Source organism: Chitinophaga sp. 180180018-3 (genome assembly GCF_037893185.1).
In the GTDB taxonomy this organism is placed as follows: domain Bacteria; phylum Bacteroidota; class Bacteroidia; order Chitinophagales; family Chitinophagaceae; genus Chitinophaga.
Map to the genome: position 1 here is coordinate 3,501,053 of NZ_CP140772.1, position 21,048 is coordinate 3,522,100.

A 21,048-nucleotide genomic window follows, 5' to 3' on the forward strand; every position below is an offset into this window, starting at 1 on the left:
TTAAATTGACAATAATCGTCAAAGTTACATTAATCGCACCGATATTTCGTCATCAAAAAGACCTTGTTAGTGAATGAAATGTTAAAATAATATCAAATTCACTTTTTCTTCGCCCATCGCAGCTCCAAAAGGTTCATACCATTGCCGGAGAAACCACTGATACCGGGTTGTACGAGGTGTATCGCCTCATCATAAAAGAGTGGCACTACAGCGGCATCTTCCATGATCATATTATCCATATCCTGATACATGGCATAGCGCAGGCTGTCATTACTTTCTTCCAGGGCCCGTTCATAAAGCTTATCGAAGGCCGGGTTGCTATAACGCGTGTAGTTAGGCGGCGCCGGGTTCCTGCTGTAAAACATGGCAAGATAGCTCTCTGCATCCGGGTAGTCGGCGATCCAGCTGGCCCTGAAAAACAGCGCCTGTGATTTGGCGGTCTGTTCCAGCAGCAGGCTTTTCTGCACTACCTCTACCTGTATGCGTATCCCGGCGTCCTGGAGCTGGTTGGCCACATAATTTGCCAGGTCGGCGTAAATAGGGATGGTGAGCAGCCGCAACACGGGCATTCCTTTGCCCTCCGGGAAGCCGGCTTCTTTCAGCAGCTGCCTCGTTTTTGCCGGATCAAATGTATAGCCTTTCACTTTGGTGGTGCTGAACGATGGCAGACCAGCAGGCACAAAACCCGCTGTGGCGGCCGTGCCGATGCCATTACGCAGATAGGTCATCATTTTCGTACGGTCGAAACCGTAGTTTACTGCCTGACGTACTTTCTTTAAACGCAGCGGAGATGATTTTACCAACGTATTGTTGCTGTCAGTCAGGAAACCCAGGTATTCTGTATTCAGATAAGGGTGCTTGTCGAGTACGATCTTACCCTCCCACTCTTTGCGCAAACGCCCTTGTTTGGTGAGTACTTCATCTTTAAATGAGGCGTCGATGTCGTTCATAAAATCGAGCTGCCCCTGACGGAACAACAGGAACTCTGCTGCCTTGCTGTCGAGGAAGCTCACCTGTACGGCGTCCAGGTAAGGTAAACGGCGCCCGGTGCTGTCTTTTTCAAAATATCCGGGGTTCCGGTGAAGCACCAGTGCCTGTCCTTCATCCCAGTAGAAAAACCTGAAAGGCCCTGTGCCACAGGGATGATTCCGGAAATCCTTCCCGTATTTTTCAATAGCCTCATGTGGTACAATGGAGCAGTATTGCATACTGAGTATTCCCATTACCGGGTGAAAGGGCCTGTAAAGATGCAGCTGGAAAGTAGAATCATTAAGGGCCCGGAATCCGCTGTCGATGCTCAGTTTATCGTTGAATATCCACGCTCCCGGCGAAGCCGTAGCCGGATCCATGATCCGCCGCAGGCTGTATACCACGTCCTGCGCGGTCATGCGCCGCCCTTTGCCCCCGGGAAAGATATCGCTGTTATGGAAGTACACATCCGTACGCAGATCGAAGGTATAGGTCAGGTGGTCGTCGGAAATATGCCATTGCTTTGCCAGCGAAGGGCGGATTTCGAGATTGCTGTCCGGCTCTACCAGCGTGTTATAGAGCTGTTTTACCGCCCATATCACTTCCTGGCTTTTGGCGAAAGCCGGATCGAGGGTAGCAAGACTATTCGTACTATTGTACCTGAATACCTGTGCATGTTGCCGTTCGGGGCCGGTGCAGGAGCAAAAGATGCCGATGGCAAGCAGCAACAGGGGCAGTTTTAACATAAACGACTGGCAATAACTACTTTTCATTTGGCAGTAAATTAATATCTTTCCGGTTAAAATATAAGAATAAATATGCGTGGCATAGCAATGCTTTGTATGGGCCTTATGGCCAGCCTTACAGCAGGAGCACAACATTTCAGCAGGGCCGATACCCTGAGGGGCAGTATTACCCCGCAGCGGGCCTGGTGGGATGTAACCACTTACGACCTGCATGTAAAAGTTAACCCGGAAGACAGCACCTTCAGCGGCTTTAATACCATTACCTATAAGGTGCTGCAGCCTGATTCCCTGCTGCAGATCGACCTGCAGGTACCGATGGTGATCGATAGCGTGATCCAGGACAAAAAAGCGCTTGAATTTACCCGCGACGGAAACGCCTGGTTCATCAGGTTGAAGTCGCCCCAGCAGAAGGACAAATCAAAGCAGCTGACCGTCTTTTACAGCGGCAAGCCCCGTCGCGCCAGGAACGCGCCCTGGGATGGCGGTGTAGTATGGGCGCGGGATGAGAAAGACAGGCCCTGGATAGCCACTGCCTGCCAGGGGCTGGGCGCCAGTATCTGGTGGCCGAATAAAGACACACAAAGCGATGAGCCGGATGATATGACGATCAGCGTCACTGTACCTGCGGAGCTGACGGACGTGTCTAACGGCAGACTGAAGAAAATAAAGGAGAACCCGGATGGAACGCGGACCTTCATCTGGCAGGTAGATAATCCTATCAACAACTACGATGTGGCCGTAAACGTGGGTTATTATAAAGAAATAAAAGACAGCTATTCCGGCGAAGGTGGGAAACTGGACCTGGGCTACTGGGTATTGGATTATAATGAAGACAAAGCCCGCGAACATTTCAAAGTGGTGAAACCTATGCTGAAGTGCTTCGAGTATTGGTTTGGCAAATATCCATTTTACAAAGACAGCTACAAGCTGGTAGAAGCGCCTTACCTGGGAATGGAGCACCAGAGTGCGGTGGCATATGGTAATAACTATCGGATGGGCTACAAAGGTAACGACCTGTCTGGTAGCGGCTGGGGCTTAAAATGGGATTTTATCATTATCCATGAAAGCGGCCACGAATGGTTTGGCAATAACATTACGGCTAAGGATATCGCAGATATGTGGATTCATGAATCCTTTACGAACTACTCCGAGACCTTGTTTACAGAGTGCCAGTATGGCCGGAAAGCGGCCGACGAATATCTGCAGGGCCTTAGAAAGATCATCAAAAACGATATCCCTATCATCGCGCCTTATGGTGTAAATGCCGAAGGCAGTGGCGATATGTATCCCAAAGGAGCAAACATGATCCACAACATCAGGCAGATCATGGAGAACGATGAGGCTTTCCGCAGTATGCTGAGAGGGCTTAATAAAACCTTCTATCATCAGACAGTTACCACCAAACAAATAGAAAATTATATCAGCAATGCTGTAGGTATGGATTTGAGCAAAGTATTTGACCAATACCTGCGTGATACTACCATCCCTACACTGGAATATCGCTTTAAGGGCCGGCAGCTGCAATACCGCTGGGTTTCCGATGTAAAGGATTTCAATATGCCGATAAAAGTAAAGCTGAGTGACGAAGGTTATAAGCTGATATATCCCGGTACGCTGTGGCGTACGTCCAATACAACCCTGACTGATCTTAGCAAGTTTGAAGTGGATAAGAATTTTTATGTGAAAGTGAGGGAAGTGAAGTAGGAAGAATTCTTAATTCTTAATTCTTTACTTCACTCCTTCAACAGCCGAAATGCATGCTTGCTGCTGTTATTCAGGAATCCGTATGCTGCCCATAAAATGGAAAGGGGTTCTATGCTGCGGCTCATTTCAATCCGGCCCATGTCGGCGATGTCGTACCAGCCAATTTGATGGAGGAGGTCTATTACTTCCTGTTTGGCATCGCCACTGTTTCCGGCGATGAACATGGTAGGAAAGCCTTCTTTGAATTCGGGAAGGAGCATTTTTTCATGACCGATACAGCTGAGAGCCTTGACAACGTTAGCGTCGGGAGGCAGCCAGGCCTGGATTTGTTCGCCGGCGGAATTGTTATGTCCGATCGTGAAGGTGAGGCGCCCGAATTCATCGGGGCCTTTTCCATCGAGCGGATTAGTGACATCCACTACGGTTTTGGATTTGAAGTTCCAAATACCGGCGGCTTCGATAGCCTTCTTGGTACCTATCCAGCTGGTACAGATGAGCAATAACTCCCCAAATTCAGCAGCCTGCCTGAAAGTACCGGCATTGGCTGGTTTTCCCTGCTTCTTTACCCATTGCTGTAGCGATTCTCTGGATGGATTACGTGTACCAATCATAACGTGGTGCCCTATCTGGATCAGCCCTTTACCCAGGGTTAATCCTACGGGTCCACTACCAAGGATACCGATTTTCATAAGAGAAGATTAAATTAAGCAGATCATCGTGTGAAACATGAAGATACTTAAAAAAACCTTTCTCTTTGTCAGCGTCAGACAGTTTGTTCCGCCATCAGGTATCCCAGGAATTTCTGCATACCCTGACGTTTTGCGGGAGTAAGCGGATAGCTGATATTATGCACGTAATAGGTAGTGAGATCATATACGCTGTACGGGTTCTCCGCCACTACCGCCGGGATATTCCTTACTCCCAGGCCGGTAGCATCATTGAACTGACGGGTGAATTCGTCGGGCAGCTTTTTGTTGCTGATCCAGGCAGCCATTACAAAAGGCAGGCTGGTAAAGCGCATCCAGTGTTCTGAAAGGTCATATATATAAGGAGACACCTTACGTTGTTCGAGGGCTCTGTCGCCAATCACTAATCCGGCATCTGTACCTTTGATTTTATCCTGGTACGGCCCGCTGGTATTCACATATTCTACATCCAGTTTCCAGAATTCCCGTACCAGCACCTTCAGGAGGGCCACAGAGGTACGGCTCTGATAATCGAGATAAATGCGTTTAATTTCGTTTAAAGGTACATCGCTGAACAAACAAACTGATGCTACGGGTCCTTCCGCGCCAATGCAATAGTCTGCAATAATGTGATATTCCTTCATCTTAGGGATGATCGCTACTGGTACCAGCGCTACATCCACTTCCCCGTCTATCAGCTGCTGGGCTATCTTTGAGGGATAGTCCATCGATAATTCCATCAGCTCCATCACCGGATGATTCCTGAATCCATACAATAAAGGCTTCGTATTCAAATAACTTACAGCCGCAACTTTTACTTTCCGTTCCAATTTCAGTAATTTTGAAGCTGCAAAAGTAATTAAATCCCGGTTAACAAGTTCCAAATGAATAATTCCCTTCTGGAAACAGGAGGCAAACCGAACCTGTTACCGGTATCACCTGTTAATTGTAATACGGAATATAAACATTATGCAACTACAACCATTAACTGCCATTTCTCCGCTGGACGGGCGCTATCGCAATCAACTGGAAGAGCTGGCCCATTATTTTTCTGAATTTGCGTTGATCCGTTACCGTGTGATGGTAGAGGTGGAATATTTTATTGCACTCTCAGAACAGAAGCTGTTTACACTGCCCAAGGCAAAACATGCAGCACTTCGTAAGATCTACCAGGACTTCTCCGTAGAGAATGCGCAGCTGATCAAGGACACGGAGAAAATTACCAACCACGATGTAAAAGCAGTGGAGTATTTTCTGAAAAACGAGCTGAAGAATCTCGGGCTGGAAGACAAGCTGGAATGGGTTCATTTCGGGCTGACTTCACAAGACGTGAACAACACCGCCACCCCGCTCCTGTGGAAAGATGCGGTTGAACACGTATACATGCCTGCCATGGCTAACCTGATCCTTGAGCTGAAGAAGCTGGGGCAGTCGTGGATGAAGGTGCCTATGCTGGCCCGCACCCATGGTCAGCCTGCATCCCCCACTATCCTCGGAAAGGAAATACTGGTGTTCGTAGAGCGCCTGGAAGGACAGGTAAATCTTCTAAGCCAGGTACCGTTTGCCGCTAAGTTTGGAGGTGCTACCGGTAACTTCAACGCGCACCATGTGGCGTTTCCTAAAATCAACTGGGAGAAGTTCGGTGAGAAATTCGTCAATAATACGCTGGGATTACAGCGCATGAAATACACCACACAGATAGAGCACTACGATAATATAGCCGCCCAGTTTGATGCGCTGAAGCGTATTAATACAGTGTTGCTGGATCTGTGCCGCGACGTGTGGACCTATATCTCCATGGATTATTTCAAACAGAAGATCAAAAAGAACGAAGTAGGGTCTTCTGCCATGCCGCATAAAGTAAACCCGATTGATTTTGAAAACGCAGAAGGCAACCTGGGATTGGCTAACGCCGTGTTTGAGCATTTGAGTGCGAAGCTGCCGGTATCACGCCTGCAGCGCGATCTGACTGATTCTACCGTGTTGCGTAACCTGGGCGTTCCATTCGGGCATACCCTGCTCGCCACTAAATCTATTCAGAAAGGCCTCGGTAAACTGATCCTCAATGAAGCCAAACTGAAACAGGACCTGGATAACAACTGGGCGGTTGTAGCAGAAGCTATACAGACAGTACTGCGCAGGGAAAACTATCCGCAACCATATGAAGCGTTGAAAGAGCTTACCCGTGGCGGCGAACAGATTACCCAGAAAACCATACATAAATTCGTAGACGGCCTGAGTATCAGCGCTGCGCTGAAGAAAGAGTTAAAGGCGATAACGCCGCATAACTATACAGGGCTGTGGTAATTAAGAATGTGGAATGTGGAATTAAGAAAATGCAGCGGAGATAGTAAACGCGAATACCAAATTCGCTGCTATCTTCGCTGCATTTTCTTAATTCCACATTCTATATTCTTAATTCTCTCCTGACTCCCGAAAGCAATTCATTCTGCGATTAATGCGTTTTGCGGCCCTTAGGCGCTGGTTTAACAAACGCTGATGTATTAATTTTTATCATCTATATACAAATTCCTACTCCTGCTATCAGCTGGTGGTATCGGCAATTTCAATTGTCTGTGGGATAAATTGTTTAGGTAACATCAGGGCGAAGGCCCATACAATTGTTGATATTGATATAATTTTATAAAGACAAAATTGCTTGAAATCTACCGGAATACCGGTGTATAAAACAGCTATGGGGTAGGTTTTAAAAGCAATACAAATATATGAAATAAGCTAGTATTATAGAATAATCACAAGCATTTTTTTGTTAATAAGTAGTTAAGAGAGCATTCAGAAGACATCTCTGAAATGCACCAGTTCATACTCTTTTTCCTGGAATGTGATAGCGATGATATCGAATCGGATTGTTGCGGGCGACAGGTTGAAATGATGCAGGTAATCGGTGGCTACACTACGGATATGTTCCTGTTTACGGCCGTTTACGGCTTCCTCCGGCCAGCCAAAGCGGTTAGTGTTACGGGTTTTTACTTCGATGAAAAACAGGTGTCCGTTTTTTTCGGCAATAATATCTATTTCCCGTTTCCCTGACTTCCAGTTTACATGCAGGATCTTGCAGTATTGGGCAACATAGGCCCTGGCAATTATTTCGCCTTGTTTACCAAGGCTTATATGGTTTTCCATAAAATATCAGTACGGGTTTTACAAACAATTATATACAGGTCTGAAATTGTTCAGCTTAACGCTTATTTTTGCAGGCATATAAATTTATTAAATCTCTGTTATTTAACAAGTTAAACAGATTACTATATATGAACTTATTTAGACTGGAAGGGAAAGTACAACACTATGCCTGGGGCGGATACAGGTATATTCCCGAATTGTTGGGAATAACGCCTGGCGACAAGCCCAGCGCTGAATACTGGATGGGGGCTCATGCCAGCGCACCTTCCACCATTACCACTGCTGAAGGTGCTGTAGCATTGAACCAGCTTATACAGCAGGATCCGGTACATATTACCGGCCCTGCAGTGTGGGAGCGTTTTAAAGAATTGCCTTTTTTGTTTAAGATACTGGATGTAAAGGATATGCTGTCTATACAGGTGCACCCCACTAAAACCGAAGCTGAGAAAGGTTTTGCGAGGGAAAACGCCGAAGGCATTCCATTGAATGCGCCACATCGCAACTACAAAGATGATAACCACAAACCGGAGATCATGGTGGCGCTGAGTGAGTTTTACCTGTTGCATGGCTTCCTGCCGCATGAGCAGTTACGCCAGGTGCTCACTACCGTACCTGAGTTCACCTCACTGGTAAGTATATACGAAAAAGAGGGATACTATGGACTTTATAAGAGCGTGATGGAGATGCCACAGTCGCTGGTAAATATTATCCTTCGCCCGCTTACAGACCGTATGATCCCTGCTTATAAAGCCAATCAGCTTCCTAAAACAGATCCGGGTTTCTGGGCGGCAAGAGCAGTTTTAAACGACCCTGGCAGCAAAGAAAAACTCGATAGAGGTATCTTCTCTATATACTTCTTCAATATCATGAAAGTGCAGCCAGGCGAAGCGGTGTTTCAGGATGCAGGCATTCCGCACGCCTACCTCGAAGGCCAGAATGTAGAGTTGATGGCTAACTCCGACAATGTGCTACGTGGAGGGCTTACTCCGAAACATGTGGATGTACCCGAGCTGTTGAAACACACCCGGTTTGAAGGCGTACATCCTGTTGTGCTCAAAGGTGATCTGAGCAGTGATGGTCTGGAAAGAATCTACAAAACTCCGGCTCCGGATTTTGAAGTAAGTAAAATAAATCTTCATGCCGGTCAGGTATATAAACACACTGCTAAAGCTGCAGAGATATTGATTGTCATCAGCGGAACTGCCACCATTAAAGGCGACGCCACATTGGATCTTCGCAAGGGACAATCTGTATTTACTGTTTACGGCGCGTCTTATGAGATAAGTACAGATGGAGAGGTTGAAATATATAAGGCAAGTAATTAATTAGGAATATAGAAAGAAGAATTAAGAAAATGCGGCGGAGATAGTAAACGCGAATATTGAATTCGCTACTATCTCCGCCGCATTTTCTTAATTCTTCTTTCTATATGCTTAAATTATTTTTATCACCGTTTTCCCCTTCCCTTTTCCCTGCCGGCTCAGTGCGATGGCGGCGGGAGCATCTTCCAGGCGGATTGTATTTTCCAGGGGAACGATCAGGTCTCCGCGGTCGATGATAAGAGATATGGTATCCAGAGAAGCAGCACTGCCGCGTGTTTCAAAGTTACCCCCCCGGATGTTTTTGGATTGGAGATCCTCATCTTTCGCTACAAATTGGGTAGTGAATGCCGCACCGCCGATTTGAACGAGTGTAAGATTGGCGGCGAAGGTATCGGCGTTGCCGACCAGGTCCATCAGGGCATCTATACCACCGGGATATTTAGCGCTGACCTGATCAATCAGCGGCGCTTCCTTGTAGTTAATGGTAACTGTGGCACCCAGCTTTTTCATTCTCTCTGCGGCAGCAGCATCGGATACCGTGGCAATTACTTCCAGCCCCTGCGCAGCGGCCAGTTGCACGGCAAAAGAGCCCACACCGCCAGTGGCGCCGTTGATCAGCAGGGTGTCGCCCTTGTCCAGGTCCAATTTATCCAGTAATTGCTGGGCGGTCATGCCAGCTGTAGGAACAGCGGCTGCTTCTACAGCCGACAGTGACACCGGCGCTTTTGTAATTCCTGACTTTTCTGGTACAATAGCATATTCTGCATAAGACCCTTCACCGATGGGAGAATGAATGAATTGCCCGTATACCCTGTCGCCTGCTTTAAAGCGGGTAACGCCCTCTCCTACTTCTTCTACGGTACCAGCACCATCCACTCCCATTATCAGCGGGAACTGGTGCGCTGTTTTTCCATCGTTCATAATCCCATCGATCATTTTCCAATCGAACGGATTCATTCCGGCTGCTGCTACTTTAATCAATACAGTGCCTGGTCTTACTACCGGTTTGGGCAGATCCATCAATACCGGAGTGTCTTTGAATTGCGATACGGCAACGGCTTTCATAATATTTGTTTTTATATCAGGATATATTACAACCTCGGATCAACCGGCTCACTTTCCAGTGCTAAAATACCGAATACGTATTGATGTACCGCCTGAAGTGGCTCTTTATTTACGAATCGTTCCAGCGCTTCCAATCCCAGCGCGAATTCTCTCAATGCCAGGGAACGCTTGCCTGATAATTTACGACTGCGCAGTCTGACCAGATTTCCTGGGGTATCATATTCCGGGCCATAAATAATGCGCAGGTATTCTTTACCACGGATCTTTATGGCTGGCTGGATCAATCCTTTTGCATCTTTTGTCAGAAAAGTCCACGGCTTGATTACCATCCCTTCTCCACCGGTAGCCGTAAGGCTTTCCCACCAGTGGATGGCTGTTTGTTCACTGGCTGCATTACCAATTTCCACGATCCGGAAAGGCGTAGCCATCAGGAATTGTTCGTCGCCTGCGCAGATCTTTGCGATAGTATTCATGTGCCACTCGTGATCCTGATGGAACCAGGTTTTACCTTCGGTGGCCAGGATATGAAATGGCGCCAGCTTATAATCGTCCAGCGATTGTACCGGCCAGCAGTATTCCTGGTAGGCCTTTATGTAGCTGTTGGTTTGTTCCAGGCGACGGGTATATTGTTCCAGCAGCGCCTGTGCAGGTACATTGCCGGTTACGGCCTGTTCCAGCGCAGTCACCACATCGGGCAGGGCGTGGCTTGCCGCACTGCCCACGGCAGCGTACTGCTGCTGCAGCAAAGCCTGGGCTTTGGCGCTCCAGGGCATCAGCTCCGCATCGAGGCATACCCAGTCGGTTTCAAAGGTATCGTAGAAACCCGTGTTGATCAGGGCCGCATTGACGCGGGCAATAAAGGCCTGTTCCATTGCTTTGTCAGTGAAAAAGCTACGGCCTGTTCTCGTATATACGACACCGTTACCTTCGTTCGTAACGCCGAAATGCTTTGTGGCGGCCTGTTCATCTTTACAAACAATTACTACGGCGCGGGAGCCCATATGCTTTTCTTCACAAACAACCTTCGTTACTCCTGCTTCCCGATAATACTGAATGCCTTCGGCGGGATGTTCCAGCATGTTTTCTTCCTGGCTTGTTTCAGCCGGCGACATCGTGGGAGGCAGATAGATCAGCCACCTCGGGTTGATGGCAAACCGGCTCATGGCTTCGAGCGCCGCCGCACTGTTTTCTTCCCTTATTGTAACGCTGTGGCTATAGCGGGTTTGCAGGATCTGGCGCCCTGTAAAGTTTGCTATATCCAGTACGTCATCGTACTGTTGTTGTGCACTGAGCGGACTTGACGCGTTATAGCCGATTGGCCGGGCCGGCGCTGCATATTGCTCCAGCGCAGGCACCGATACCAGCACCCGCTCTGGATATTGTAAAGCCGTCAGCGAAGCGCCGAATACGCAACCGGTATCAATGTCTATCGTATTGTTTAGCCATTGCGCTTCTGGTACCGGCGTATGGCCGTAAACCACCATTGCGCGGCCGTTGTATTCCAATGCCCAGTTGTAGCGGACGGGCAGGCCAAATTCATCTGTTTCTCCGGTAGTTTCTCCATATAAACAGAACTCTCTGACAGCACCGGAGCCGCGGCCGTGCATGCTCTCTTTCAAGCCGGCATGGGCTACTACCAGCTTGCCATCGTCCAACACGTAGTGGCTGACCAGCCCATCTATGAATTTCTTCACTGTTTCCAGGAACTCCGGGGGTTCACTCATCAGCTGCGTGACCGTTTGTTCGAGGCCATGCCTGAGCTGCACATTTTTGCCGTTCAGGTACCGAAGCAATTTGATATCGTGATTGCCTGGAACGCAGAAGCCCTGCCCCTTCCCTACTATATCCATCACGAGGCGCAATACCTGTGGCGATTTTGGTCCGCGATCTACCAGGTCGCCCAGGAAGAGAGGTTTGCGGAAAATCGTTTGTCCGTTATCGTTAGTCACCGCCGGAGCGCTGAGCAGGGTGTAATGCTGCCTGTCTACTTCATACTCTAATTTCTCCAACAGGTTACATAGCTCATCGTAGCAGCCATGTACATCTCCGATGATATCGAATGGCCCGTGCTCGTCTTTCTTATTGTTATATAAGGCAGTGCGTTTAATACTTTCCAGCTGATCCACTTCTTCCTGTGAGCGCAGTTCAAAGATGTGGCGGAAGCCTTCGTCCTTCAGCCCCCGCAGGCCACGTTTGAGCTGACTGAGCTGCTGCGGTATTACATGTCTTCCAAAATTACGATCACTACGCTGGTCATTTCTGTCCTGGCAGAGCCGCTCCGGCAGATTCAGCACAATGGCCACCGGCAGCACATGATATTCCCTTGCCAGGCGGATCCAGTCCCTACGCGCTTCTTCCTGCACATTGGTAGCATCTATCACCGTGAGTTTGCCCAGCTTCAACCGCTTGGCGGCGATAAAGCGAACCAGCTCAAAGGCATCCGGCGACACTAATTGATTATTGTCGTCGTCGCTGATCAAACCACGACAGGTATCTGATGAAATAATTTCTGTGGGTTTAAAAAACTTCCTGGCAAATGTTGATTTGCCTGCACCGGACGGGCCGATCAAAACGACCAGCGACAGCTCCGGTATAGTGATATTTGATAGTTTAGTATTTCTGCGAGCCATAAAACTCTTCTCGTATTCTTATCAGCAGTGATGCAGTCAGTTCAGCATCCGGTTGTTCCGGAAGATCTGATGCAGCATACAGCTGTTCCATGTTATATAATTTTTCTGCGGCCATTTCCAGCAGCGTATCATATGCAAATTCGCCGTTCCTGATGCGCAACAGGAAATCACGGTCCGTGCGGAATACCCGTACTTCCTTGTATTTAGCGATTTCCTCCGCCATAGTGAGCAGGCGGAAAGTATGCATCATGTGTTTACTGTCGTAATCGGCACCCAGAGCTTTGTTATGCTCATAACGGGCTTCATTCCGGTTCTCCCGCCACTCCTGATAAGCTGCAAACTCCTTGCAGTAAACGGAGTAGCCGTCTTTGTTGAAATGCATCACCGTGAGCGGTGTCAGGCCTTTCGGCACGGCGCTCAATTGTACATCGTTGGCATCATGTCCGGAAAAGATTCCTTTGAACTTTACCCCGCTGTCTTCGTGCGTATGATAGAGCGCGTAGGTATCCCTGAAATGATCGATCTTTACCAGACCACAATCTTCCTGCCTGTATGCATTTTCGTGTAGCCATTCACGTAATGGTGTGCTTTGACCATTAGTCAGCACATAACAAAACTCAAATACATCTTTCCTGGTATCAGGAAACTGCTGATTGATCTTTTTGTTGAGCCCCTTCGCCTTTTTTATCTGTGCTTTGGCGTATCCGGCAAAGGTTTCCAGACAAAGGCGCGACAGGAAGTCCTGCGGCCTGATGAGCTCCATCAGCGGGTGACGGTACAACTGGTTCTCCACCGGCGTACTCAACAGTTCCAGTATATTCGGATTGTTCTTTTCGAGCAGTTCCAGGAAGCGTTTGATTTCAAAATATACCTCATCATGACTTTCATTTTCCACCTGGGGGGTATAATGCATACCATACAGTTCTGTACGGGGTAAAATAAAGATGCCTTTTATATCTGTATCGGAAGTGGGCAGCTGCAGGTTATACGCCCTGCTGCCGCTGATACATTCCAGCAGGATATATTCTCTTTGTTGCCGCAATGCTTCAATTGTCATATGCGATATATTTCCTGAAAATGCCGTCGAGTTCCGCGATATCATTTTTCACAGGCTCCAGGTCGGCCGATTGTGCCCGGCATTCCTCCAGTGTGGCGGCCATCCATTGATGCAGCGGTTCTATGGGAGGAATAACGGTTTGCTCGTCGGACCGGGCTTTCAGTTCCAGGAGCTGATCTATTGCAGCCTGTATATCCGCGTTGGTGATCAGGGTACGCAGATGTGCAAACTCCATTGGCGGCACGCCTTTCCCGGCTTGTATCCAAAGGCAGGCCAGCAAAGGCCTGAGCACATAGAAATATTTCTTCAGTTTAATGGAACTACCCGATAGTTCATTCGTAAATACATTATGGGCCATCGACAAATAGTGATGACCTCCGGCACGGGGCGAAAAATACGCAGGCATCAGGCCGGTTAATGTCTCCCTGAAATCAGTATGTTCTATATAAACAATGGGCGATTGAAGCCATTCGTAAAGAGGGGCATTGGACTTCATGAAAAGCTGCAGGGCTTTCCGGATATCCCAGCCGCTGATATCGAGCACTTCATCCACCGGTAATTCAAGTACATCCCGCTGATCGACGATACTCAGGTAGCTATCCCGTTCCCGGGCATAGATATAACGAACATCGTAGTCGCTATCCGGCGATGCAAAGCCCCAGGCGCGGCTGCCCGACTCGCAGGCATATAATACCTTCACCTGATTTTCTTCTTCCAGTTCTTTTATTTTCTCGAGAATTATGTCTTTCATACATTCAATTTAAAAAGGGCCAGCTGGCTGGGTCCACCTAATTTTTCATCCACATCACCCAGGGGTCTGTAGGATACAAGATAACCAAATTGTTCGGCAACGCGGTTGCCCCAGGCTTCAAATTCTGCCCTTGTCCATTCGAAACGATGATCACTATGACGGAAGGCACCGGCGCTCAGTTGCTCATACATCACATTGTATTCCGCGTTAACGGTTGTCACCACTACATATTCCGGGCGGGCATATTCAAGCACCACCTTCTCCAGCGTAGCCAGCCGGTGTTCATCGAGATGTTCAATTACTTCCACCAGCACGCCGGCATCGAATCCTGCGAGGCGTTTATCACGATAAGTTAGTGAGCCTTGTATGAGATGGATACGTTCCCGTTGTTTTTCGGGCAGGCGGTCGAGTTTCAGTTTATCCTCGGCAATCCCCAGGGCATAGGGACTTACATCCATACCGAGTAGTTTTTTGAATACAGATTTTTCCATGAGGAGCCGCAGCAGCTTTCCTTCTCCGCATCCCATATCAGCAACAGATGTCACATTCAATTCCAGTAGCAGGTCTCTTACTGCCTGCAAACGAACATCATGCAGCCGTAGTTTATCTTTTGGCAGTTTGGTTTCTTCCGGCAGTCCTTCATCGCGGGTGATCATGGCGAGTGCCTGCCGGGTAAGCGGTGCAATATGACGCAGATAACGGCGGGTGATCAGTTCCTTTGCAGGGTGTGTATCCAACCATCCTTCGCCTTTTTCCATGAGTTTTTCCACTTCATGCCCGCTAACGAAATAGTGTTTATCGTTGTCGCATACGGGGATCAGCACATAAAGCTGGCGGAGCAACATTTTCAACGGCAGCGTATGGCAGAGTGTTACATTGAAGTAGCGGCTCCGGCCCCATTCGGGGTGCTTTTCATCCAGCAGATGCGACTGCACGGACAGCTCGTAGCCAAGCGGCTCAAAGAATTCGCGCAACAGCTGCTCTCCTCCTTTCACGGGTAGCACGGAGAGTGTTATTTCAAACGGAATCGCCTCATCTACCAGATGGGGCTTGTCTTTACACCGGCCATTCATTGCAGTGGCAAATGCCTGTGCAATAGCGGCGCTCATGAAAGATGATGCTACGTAAGGTCTGTCATTCACATACTGTTCCAGCGCAAAATCCTGTTGCCCGGCTTCCCGGCGTACAAGTCGTACCGGATCTATATCCAGCAACAATGCGGCGGTGCAATGCTCATCAGTAGCCTGCGGATAAAAAATATGTGCACTGCCGGCAGTCAGTTCTACCGTTTGTACTTTTGCGGGATGTTTATGCAGCAGATAGCCTAGGTCTGTAGCGGGGTAACGTTTAGTCGTAATAGTTAATAACATCGGTCAAATATGTTGCCCTTTGGCAACACCTCTTTTAAAATTACAATACCGAAGATATTATTTTATTTCTACATCACAAATTCCCCGGCCAATGGGCATATTATTTTCCGGAGGTATTTTATTATTCAAATTAGTCTACTATATTTGTAGACTTTCATTATACACCTTTTAAATTTTTTGCGGTTATGTCCGATAAGCCATTGCATTTCGATACCCTGCAGGTGCATGCAGGGTACCAGCCAGAATCTTCTACCCATGCGGCCGCGGTGCCTATTTACCAGACCACTTCGTATACATTCGACAATGCGGAGCATGCAGCTGATCTTTTTCAACTGAAGCAATTCGGGAATATTTACACCCGTATTATGAATCCGACAACAGATGTATTTGAGAAAAGAGTGGCAGCGCTGGAGGGTGGCGTAGGTGCGTTGGCGGTAGCCTCCGGGCAGGCGGCGCAGTTTATTGCGCTGCATAATATCCTGTTGCCGGGCGATAACTTCATCACTTCTTCTTACCTGTATGGAGGTACCTTTAATCAGTTCAAGGTATCCTTTAAAAGGATTGGAGTGGAAGCTCGTTTTGCGGATCTTGATAAGCCGGAGAGTTTTGAAGCGCTGATAGATGAGCACACCAGGGCTATTTATGTAGAAACCATTGGTAATCCAGGGTTTGCCATTCCTGACTTTGAGAAGATCAGTGCTATTGCGCGTAAGCATGATCTGCCATTAGTGGTAGACAATACATTTGGTGCGGGTGGTTACCTGGCCCGTCCGCTGGAGCTTGGCGCCAATGTGGTAGTAGAAGCAGCTACCAAGTGGATTGGTGGTCATGGTAACAGCATCGGTGGTATTATTGTAGATGGAGGTAACTATAACTGGGGCAATGGTAAATTCAAACAGTTCAGCGAACCGGACGAAGCATACCATGGCATGAAGTTCTGGGAAGTATTCGGCTCACATAGTCCTTTCGGCAATATTGCCTATATCATACGGGCGCGTGTTGCGGGGCTGCGCAGCTGGGGCCCTGCCCTTTCGCCGCAGAATGCGTTTTATTTCATACAGGGGCTGGAAACCCTTTCCCTGCGGGTACAGCGTACGGTAGATAATGCCCTGGAGCTGGCGAAATGGCTGCAATCCAGGCCGGAAGTGGAGTCAGTTAACTATCCTGGCCTGCCTGGAAACCAGTATCACGAGCTGGCTGTAAAATACCTGCATAACGGTTTTGGTGGTGTGCTGAGCTTCAAAATAAGAGGCGGCAAAGAAGCGGCTGATAAATTCGTACAGTCGTTGAAGTTAATATACCATCTTGCTAACGTTGGAGATGCCAGAACACTGATCATCCACCCTGCCACTACTACGCACCAGCAGCTGAGTGAAGAAGAACAACGCAAGGCCGGCGTAGCGCCGGGCGTGCTGCGTGTTTCGCTGGGACTGGAGCATATCGGGGATATCAAGGGAGATATGGAGCAGGCGTTTGCTACAATTTAATCCTGACCTTTCCATCGCTGCCCGAGACGGCGCGTAAGTGAAGAATAATTCCGCGGCGACTGCGGCGGAGTTTTTCTTCCGGGTCGGTGATATCGGCATCTTTGGCGGGATTACGAAGCGGAACATCCAGTGCAATATCGGTGCCGCCACTGAGGCCGTATACCCCTTTCATATCGATATTAATGGCACTGGAGGCAATGCGCATGGGGGGAATAATTATTTTGTTGCCCTGTACCTGGAAGGTATTTGAAAGATTTTCGAAGGTGATACTATCGAGGCGGCGTTTCCGAAAAGCATAGTTGCTGATTTCTACCAGCGGCTCGAAATTCACGAGGGCGCCATTTTTCAGGCTGAAGTTGATATTACCAAAGAGCGCATGTCTGGCGAGTGTGCCATTATCCAGTACGTTGCCTTTGAGATTTATTTTAGCAGACAAAGTACCTTTAACGTTGCCCGACTTCAGGGAGGTAAATCCGAAATTATCAAAGCCGTAGAACATCTGGCTGATATTCACATTGCTGATACTGCTGTTGATATTGAAGAAATTGTTATTGCCGCTTTGATGCAGGTTACCCGTCAATTGCATAGTTCCGCCTGCGTGCTGATAGCCGATCTGTTTCAGGAGTATATCCGACGACGTTAGTTCCACCATTGCTTTCACATTCTGAGCAATAAAGCGCTGATAGATCACCTTATCCAGCTGTACCTGCATATTTACATTACCGGAAGCCAGCACCTGATCGAGCTGTTCGGAGACGCGGCTGATCTTCACCTTCTGCTTGCTTTTACCGGACGCGGATTTCTGCCGGGGCGCCAGAAAGGCTTTGAATTCATTCAGGTCCACTAACGGGCTTCGTATATTCCAGTTGATAGTGATTTTTTCAGGCGTAGTAAAATACAGATTCAGCAGGTTCTTTATGCTGCCGTCCATCTGCAGGCTACTCTTCTGTGATTGGATACGGATATTTTCCAGCAGGAGATCCTGACCTGTAAAGCGCAGTGTAGCGTTACAGTCGTGGAAAGAAAGATTGCGCGGAGTATAGGTAAATCCTCCTTGTTTCACCTGCACTACGCCCTGCAATGAAGAGGGCGTATTATCGTCCTTGAGCACGGGACCTGTGTAAAAGAGATCTGCGCTGGCGTTACCATTGTTGAATGAGATGGGAGATCCGCCGGTGGTTTCATTAAGATCCGCCAGGGCGAAGTCGGACCGAAAATGCCCGCGCAACAGCGGTTGTTTCAGATTCACTACCCTGATCGTATCTGCGTGGATACCCACGCCCGCAAGGGTTGCCTTTAAGCCGAAAATGTTGACTGCCGAATTCTGGTCGTTATGTCCGTTACCGGAAAGTACTTCATTATTAAATCTTCCTGTAAAACTACAATTGCTCCACTCCCCCATGGAAGTAACCAGCACATTCTCCGTTGTTTTCCAGTGCACCACTACCCGTGGAGTATCCCGGTATTTCATGTGGCCTTCCAGATCAGCTTCTACATCGAGGGGTTTTGTCAGGCTAATACTATTCAGTTTGGTGCTGATATTGGGCGACAACCAGGACGCGGCATTTCCCAGTAAAACCTGTTTGGCATTCAGTTTCAACTGAAATACAGGTGGTTTTTCGTTAAATCCGAATTGTCCGGAGATCTGCACAGGCTGCTTATCGATACGTATTTCCTGTTGAGGTATTGAGAGTATGCGGGTTTGTTTATTGAAGCTCAATGCCAGGTTTAGCTCCAGCGTTTTATCTTTCAGATAGCTGCCTTTAGCTGTGTTGAAAGCAAAGCTTTTCGATAATACATCAGATTGCATCATAAACTTAACCGTGCTGTCTGTTGCGCTCAGCCGGCCATCCAGCTTCCGGATGCTGAGGTCGAACAGCTTTGCTTTCTGTCGGTTGTCGATTACGAAACTGACATCTCGTAACATCAGTTCTTTGATATCAAGATCTTTGGAGTCGTTACTTTTCTTCGCGGATTCCTTTCTCTGCAGCACATAAGTATTGGAATAGCCGGAGGTATCGGTAAAAAGATATATGGTACCCTGCTGAAGGGTAACCTCTTTCATTTTTACGTGTTTGCGTAACAGTGATAACGTATTCACCTGTACGAAAATATAATCTACATCCAGCAGAGCATGCTGATGTTGCTGCCACAGGCTATCTTTCAGCACTACCTTTTTCAGGCCGATGGATACATCCGGAAAGCTTTTCAGCAAGGAAGGCTCCATATCAGCGATGGTGATAGTGCCATTCAGCCGTTCATTCAGTTGCCCGGTGATCTGCTTCAGGAAATTGGCTTTATTGGCATGGATGTACCATGTCATGCCGAGGAATAACAAGATCAGGAGCGCCAGACAGATGCCACCGGCGAAAAGAAGTATCCGGAGCCATTTTCTCATTTAGTAAGGTTTAATTGCAATAACAATTAAAAGGTTAAACAGTTCACGGGGTGAAAATACGAATTAAGTGTCAGGAATAAAGAGGTAGTATAACTATTTCCCGTTACCTGCGATTCTTTTATACAACTGTAGTGGTTCCTCCAGATCATACCCCTGATAGTATTGCTGCAGATATTGTATCCATTGCGGAATACCGGATTTTTCCAATTCCCAGCCACCTTTTATCAGCGCACCGGACATCATACGCTCCTGAGCGTCGCGTCGGCTCATTGTTACCAACTGTATGCAGTCATCGTTACTCCCGGGGTAACGATTCAGCTGTCCGAAAAAAACTATTTCTCTCGACCTCAGACATTTCTCCCTATAAAAATTCTCTTCTAATCCAAACCAGGTGTTATAGGGATTACTACGATATGTATAACGTATAAGCACGCACTGTGATCCATAGCGTTGATGAATATACTGGCAGATATTTTTTCTGCCATTCCCGGCAGCTTTCATCGTTGTGGCTCCCATTGCCAGAGCATTCACGAACAAAAAGGGCATAGCGAGGCCTATTCTTAAAAATCGCGGTAGCTTTTGAATGCCTCCCTGCAATATATCATAGGACAGCATTAAAACCGAAGGCACGAAGTATATTAACGGGAAAAGAAATCGTCCTTCCTTGTGAGGTACAATAAAATGTACCAGTAGAAAGGGCAATAACATCCAGGTGAAGATGCTCTTTGGCCGCCTGATAATAACCAGCAGCAGACACGCCAACACCAGCGTACCACATAACGGATACATGGAATAGTAAATATATTGCAGGTAATAATACCAGGGAGATACTCCAAACTTAGAAGCAACATCATGCAGGATATTCACTTCAAAATAATTAACGTATGGGAATACTATATTTCCGTAAAAAAAATAGTCTGATATACCGCCCAGTAGCAATGCGATAATGTTACCCAGTGACAAGAAAAGAAAAAGAGACAGGCTGATTCTTCTCACTATCAACAGCCATAGTATAAGCCCGCCAATCATAAAAGCCATCTGGTATCTGAATAGAAATGCCAGTCCCATGCAAAAACCCGCGATTATATAATTCCTGTTAGCATGGTTGTTTCTTTTCACTAAAGCTACCGCCAGCAGGAAACTCAGCCCTGCCCATATTTCAGAAGAAAACCGGGTGCTTAGATAAGGCATATACCATAAAAAAAAGGACAGCAATATAAAAACTACCTGCTTATTCCGATGTTGTGCCGGCATATAGGTATGTACAAAAAATGAAACAATTAATACCGCTACAATCGCTGTCAGCATTCGGAGTGCAAACGCGCATTGATAAGGATCTGCGACATTCACCAGGGCCAGCGAACGAAAAACGAACAGGCACAGATAAGGCTGCAGCGACGGCCTCACCTGTGCTGCATATTCCCAGGGCAATTGCAGTCCACTGTTGGTACCGGTTTTAAGGCCCGCAAACTCTATTATCTGGTAGTGTTCATCCGGATGATAATAACCTTGACAATTATACGCAGCTATTCCAAAGATTATCAATGCTACAAGGGCTGTATAAAAAAGAAAACGACGGGCAAACATAAGGATAGGAATTATTAGCGAAATAAGATACAGCATTTTCTTAAACATCAGCTATCCTAATTAGTTTTAAATTCTATTAACAATTATTTCAGAAAATTCTTTTTATATTGTTTCAGCATTGACAGAACCCGT

General features: G+C 47.5%; 15 protein-coding genes. 4 read left to right on the forward strand and 11 right to left on the reverse strand.

Annotated elements, in window-relative coordinates; all coding sequences use genetic code 11:
* Positions 1-98: 98 nt before the first annotated feature.
* Positions 99-1,742: an ABC transporter substrate-binding protein gene (locus tag UNH61_RS13855; protein ID WP_326992539.1), complete on the reverse strand. Its 1,644-nt coding sequence runs from the start codon at positions 1,740-1,742 to the stop codon at positions 99-101.
* 45 nt (positions 1,743-1,787) lie between these two features.
* Here UNH61_RS13855 and UNH61_RS13860 point away from each other — a divergent pair, with 45 nt between their 5' ends.
* On the forward strand, positions 1,788-3,419 hold the full coding sequence (locus tag UNH61_RS13860) for a M1 family metallopeptidase (protein WP_326992540.1): 1,632 nt from the start codon (positions 1,788-1,790) through the stop codon (positions 3,417-3,419).
* A gap of 29 nt (positions 3,420-3,448) precedes the next feature.
* Here the strand turns inward: UNH61_RS13860 and UNH61_RS13865 are convergent, their stop codons facing one another.
* On the reverse strand, positions 3,449-4,108 hold the full coding sequence (locus UNH61_RS13865; RefSeq protein ID WP_326992541.1) for an NAD(P)-binding domain-containing protein: 660 nt from the start codon (positions 4,106-4,108) through the stop codon (positions 3,449-3,451).
* A gap of 74 nt (positions 4,109-4,182) precedes the next feature.
* Positions 4,183-4,935, reverse strand: coding sequence for a menaquinone biosynthesis protein (locus UNH61_RS13870; RefSeq protein WP_326992542.1), 753 nt, complete (start codon positions 4,933-4,935; stop codon positions 4,183-4,185).
* A 139-nt stretch (positions 4,936-5,074) separates the two neighbouring features.
* Between UNH61_RS13870 and purB the strand changes: the two genes are divergently transcribed.
* On the forward strand, positions 5,075-6,412 hold the full coding sequence (gene purB / locus UNH61_RS13875; protein WP_326992543.1) for an adenylosuccinate lyase: 1,338 nt from the start codon (positions 5,075-5,077) through the stop codon (positions 6,410-6,412).
* A gap of 486 nt (positions 6,413-6,898) precedes the next feature.
* Here purB and UNH61_RS13880 read toward each other — a convergent pair whose 3' ends face one another.
* Entirely contained in the window at positions 6,899-7,249 is a 351-nt protein-coding gene (locus UNH61_RS13880) for a YraN family protein (RefSeq protein WP_326992544.1), read from the reverse strand.
* Positions 7,250-7,377: 128 nt separating this feature from the next.
* On the opposite strand from UNH61_RS13880, the gene manA reads away from it, so the two are divergent.
* The gene (manA, locus tag UNH61_RS13885; protein WP_326992545.1) at positions 7,378-8,574 is read left to right on the forward strand and encodes a mannose-6-phosphate isomerase, class I; all 1,197 of its coding nucleotides are present in this window, start codon (positions 7,378-7,380) and stop codon (positions 8,572-8,574) included.
* Positions 8,575-8,682: 108 nt separating this feature from the next.
* Here the strand turns inward: manA and UNH61_RS13890 are convergent, their stop codons facing one another.
* The 5 genes from UNH61_RS13890 to UNH61_RS13910 are packed head-to-tail and all read right to left on the reverse strand — an operon-like array spanning position 8,683 to position 15,444.
* Positions 8,683-9,636 (reverse strand): NADP-dependent oxidoreductase, encoded by a 954-nt coding sequence (locus tag UNH61_RS13890; RefSeq protein ID WP_326992546.1) that lies wholly within the window; start codon positions 9,634-9,636, stop codon positions 8,683-8,685.
* Positions 9,637-9,662: 26 nt separating this feature from the next.
* On the reverse strand, positions 9,663-12,266 hold the full coding sequence (locus tag UNH61_RS13895; protein WP_326992547.1) for a polynucleotide kinase-phosphatase: 2,604 nt from the start codon (positions 12,264-12,266) through the stop codon (positions 9,663-9,665).
* Complete coding sequence (locus UNH61_RS13900) at positions 12,247-13,323, reverse strand: nucleotidyltransferase domain-containing protein (RefSeq protein ID WP_326992548.1); 1,077 nt, start codon at positions 13,321-13,323, stop codon at positions 12,247-12,249. Before UNH61_RS13900 ends, UNH61_RS13895 begins: the two co-directional genes overlap by 20 nt.
* The gene (locus UNH61_RS13905; RefSeq protein ID WP_326992549.1) at positions 13,313-14,074 is read right to left on the reverse strand and encodes a nucleotidyltransferase domain-containing protein; all 762 of its coding nucleotides are present in this window, start codon (positions 14,072-14,074) and stop codon (positions 13,313-13,315) included. The genes UNH61_RS13900 and UNH61_RS13905 overlap by 11 nt, the downstream gene beginning before the upstream one ends.
* The gene (locus tag UNH61_RS13910) at positions 14,071-15,444 is read right to left on the reverse strand and encodes a 3' terminal RNA ribose 2'-O-methyltransferase Hen1 (protein ID WP_326992550.1); all 1,374 of its coding nucleotides are present in this window, start codon (positions 15,442-15,444) and stop codon (positions 14,071-14,073) included. The genes UNH61_RS13905 and UNH61_RS13910 overlap by 4 nt, the downstream gene beginning before the upstream one ends.
* A gap of 185 nt (positions 15,445-15,629) precedes the next feature.
* On the opposite strand from UNH61_RS13910, the gene UNH61_RS13915 reads away from it, so the two are divergent.
* Entirely contained in the window at positions 15,630-16,931 is a 1,302-nt protein-coding gene (locus UNH61_RS13915) for an O-acetylhomoserine aminocarboxypropyltransferase/cysteine synthase (RefSeq protein ID WP_326992551.1), read from the forward strand.
* On the opposite strand, the gene UNH61_RS13920 is transcribed toward UNH61_RS13915, so the two are convergent.
* Together UNH61_RS13920 and UNH61_RS13925 are read right to left on the reverse strand one after the other, a co-directional pair.
* A complete protein-coding gene (locus UNH61_RS13920) occupies positions 16,921-19,329 on the reverse strand; it encodes an AsmA family protein (protein ID WP_326992552.1) in 2,409 nt (802 codons plus the stop codon). The two genes, UNH61_RS13915 and UNH61_RS13920, sit on opposite strands and share 11 nt — an antisense overlap.
* A 93-nt stretch (positions 19,330-19,422) precedes the next feature.
* Positions 19,423-20,916 (reverse strand): hypothetical protein, encoded by a 1,494-nt coding sequence (locus UNH61_RS13925; protein WP_326992553.1) that lies wholly within the window; start codon positions 20,914-20,916, stop codon positions 19,423-19,425.
* Positions 20,917-21,048 lie beyond the last annotated feature (132 nt).

Excerpts from the sequence above, each read along its gene's own strand:
- UNH61_RS13880 (WP_326992544.1), bottom strand. The coding sequence starts at position 7,249 with ATGGAAAACCATATAAGCCTTGGTAAACAAGGCGAAATAATTGCCAGG.
- UNH61_RS13900 (WP_326992548.1), bottom strand. The coding sequence starts at position 13,323 with ATGACAATTGAAGCATTGCGGCAACAAAGAGAATATATCCTGCTGGAA.
- manA (WP_326992545.1), top strand. The coding sequence starts at position 7,378 with ATGAACTTATTTAGACTGGAAGGGAAAGTACAACACTATGCCTGGGGC.
- purB (WP_326992543.1), top strand. The coding sequence starts at position 5,075 with ATGCAACTACAACCATTAACTGCCATTTCTCCGCTGGACGGGCGCTAT.
- UNH61_RS13915 (WP_326992551.1), top strand. The coding sequence starts at position 15,630 with ATGTCCGATAAGCCATTGCATTTCGATACCCTGCAGGTGCATGCAGGG.
- UNH61_RS13895 (WP_326992547.1), bottom strand. The coding sequence starts at position 12,266 with ATGGCTCGCAGAAATACTAAACTATCAAATATCACTATACCGGAGCTG.
- UNH61_RS13910 (WP_326992550.1), bottom strand. The coding sequence starts at position 15,444 with ATGTTATTAACTATTACGACTAAACGTTACCCCGCTACAGACCTAGGC.
- UNH61_RS13925 (WP_326992553.1), bottom strand. The coding sequence starts at position 20,916 with ATGTTTGCCCGTCGTTTTCTTTTTTATACAGCCCTTGTAGCATTGATA.
- UNH61_RS13905 (WP_326992549.1), bottom strand. The coding sequence starts at position 14,074 with ATGAAAGACATAATTCTCGAGAAAATAAAAGAACTGGAAGAAGAAAAT.
- UNH61_RS13890 (WP_326992546.1), bottom strand. The coding sequence starts at position 9,636 with ATGAAAGCCGTTGCCGTATCGCAATTCAAAGACACTCCGGTATTGATG.
- UNH61_RS13855 (WP_326992539.1), bottom strand. The coding sequence starts at position 1,742 with ATGAAAAGTAGTTATTGCCAGTCGTTTATGTTAAAACTGCCCCTGTTG.
- UNH61_RS13920 (WP_326992552.1), bottom strand. The coding sequence starts at position 19,329 with ATGAGAAAATGGCTCCGGATACTTCTTTTCGCCGGTGGCATCTGTCTG.
- UNH61_RS13865 (WP_326992541.1), bottom strand. The coding sequence starts at position 4,108 with ATGAAAATCGGTATCCTTGGTAGTGGACCCGTAGGATTAACCCTGGGT.
- UNH61_RS13860 (WP_326992540.1), top strand. The coding sequence starts at position 1,788 with ATGCGTGGCATAGCAATGCTTTGTATGGGCCTTATGGCCAGCCTTACA.